General features: G+C 55.3%; 1 protein-coding gene. It reads right to left on the reverse strand.

Annotated features, from left to right (window positions below):
- Nucleotides 1-23: 23 nt before the first annotated feature.
- Nucleotides 24-1,502, reverse strand: coding sequence for an IS5 family transposase (locus B9Z48_RS21280; protein WP_233261219.1), 1,479 nt, complete (start codon nucleotides 1,500-1,502; stop codon nucleotides 24-26).
- Between the last annotated feature and the right edge of the window lie 124 nt (nucleotides 1,503-1,626).

Consider the following 1,626-nt stretch of genomic DNA (forward strand, 5'->3'; position numbering starts at 1 on the left):
AGTCGTACCTGAAAAATTCACTTTCAGACCATGGTCAAGTTCATTGATCCGGACTTGACCGAGGGACCCATAAAAAACTGCCGCAATCGGTGGCCCAACTCCCCCAAACCGGTGGACAAAAGCAGGCGCAAAAAAAGGCTGATGCCCTTTTTTACGATCATGCGCAGCAGCCACCGAATGTTGTACCCGGCTGCGCACAGCACCGCGTGCAAACTGTCGCCCAGTGACCCTTTCAGGTGGCACCGGTTCATTCGGTGATCTGCTTTCAAGTGTCCAATGATGGGCTCGATGGCTTGTCGCCGCTTGAGATCTTTTTTGTCTTCATCCGTCAGACTTTTGAATTTGCCCCGGTGCTTGATGTCAATGTCTGGGTTGGCTTTGTCCACCCCCCGGTAGCCCAGGTCAACGATGGCCTTGTGCGGCTTGGTGTCCAGGGCTTGCATGAGGATGCTGGCTTGTTCCACTTGCTCACTGAGCATGTGCCCGTCGTACGGATTGCCGGGAAAGGCTCTGGCACCCACGATTAAAGTGCCTTGTAGCGTGGTGGCAATGCCCACCTTTACACCAAATTCATACGGGTTGCGGCTCTTGCCTTTGGAGATGCACTCGACTTCTGGGGCGTGCCAGCTGTACAGCTTGGGTTGTTTGGCCTGCGCTTTTTTGCTGCGCGATTGGGCGATCAACCGTTTAGCTTTGTCGATGCTCACGCCCAAGGCCTCTTGAACGGCTTGGCTCAAGGTCGTCATCTTGCGTGCGATCTCGCGGTGCAAACGGCCCACGATGGTGGCTTGGCGTTTGATGGCCTTGCGCATGCGTTTGAACTGGCGGGCATGGGCGTAGCGCCCAGCCTTGTAGCCTAGCAGTTGTCCCTCTTTGGCGTAGGTTTGTTTGAGCTCGATCCCTTGGGCCTTGGCCGCTTCGACCAGTTTGACGCGAGCGGACTCCAACAACTTGCTGTCAGTGGGATGAGCGATGGCTTTTTCTTGCACGGTGGAGTCGACAATGATTTGACTGAGCTCTTTCTTGGCAATCAGCTTCAAGGTCACGGCCACCTCTACAGTGCGGGCCAGGAGTTCCTCGACGCCTTCTTCGCCAAGCAGTTTGCGGAACTTGACCAATTGGGTCGGGTCGCAAGGCCAGCGGTGCTCAAAGTATTCGTTGCCAGAAAAGTACTGCCAAGTGGGTGTCTCGCCCCAGCGCTGGATGAGGTCTTCATCGCTTTCGTTGAAGGCGTGTTTGAGGTACAGCAGGGCGACCATCAGGCGGGTGGGCAAGCGCGGGCGTCCAGCTTTGGAGACGCCAGCACCGGCAATCACTTCGGTACCACCAAACAAGTCCGAATCTTCGATCTTCTTGCCAGCGCGCACTTGGCGGGCAAAGTGGTGGGCCAGAGAAGCTTCGATTTCTTGCCAAGGCATGCGGTTGGCCAAAACGGCCAATGGATGACGCAGGTCGATCATTTGATCGAGGCGGTTGCGAAAGAAATCGGCGGTGATGGACATATGGGCCTCAAGAACTCCCAGAAAACAGGCTCAATTGAATATCAATGTGGGAGTTTTGAGAATTGGGAATGACCCTGAAAGCCAGCATTCATGCGGGCTTCAGGGGTTTATCAGGGACGACTAA

It is taken from the genome of Limnohabitans sp. WS1, from assembly GCF_003063265.1.
In the GTDB taxonomy this organism is placed as follows: Bacteria; Pseudomonadota; Gammaproteobacteria; order Burkholderiales; family Burkholderiaceae_C; genus Limnohabitans_A.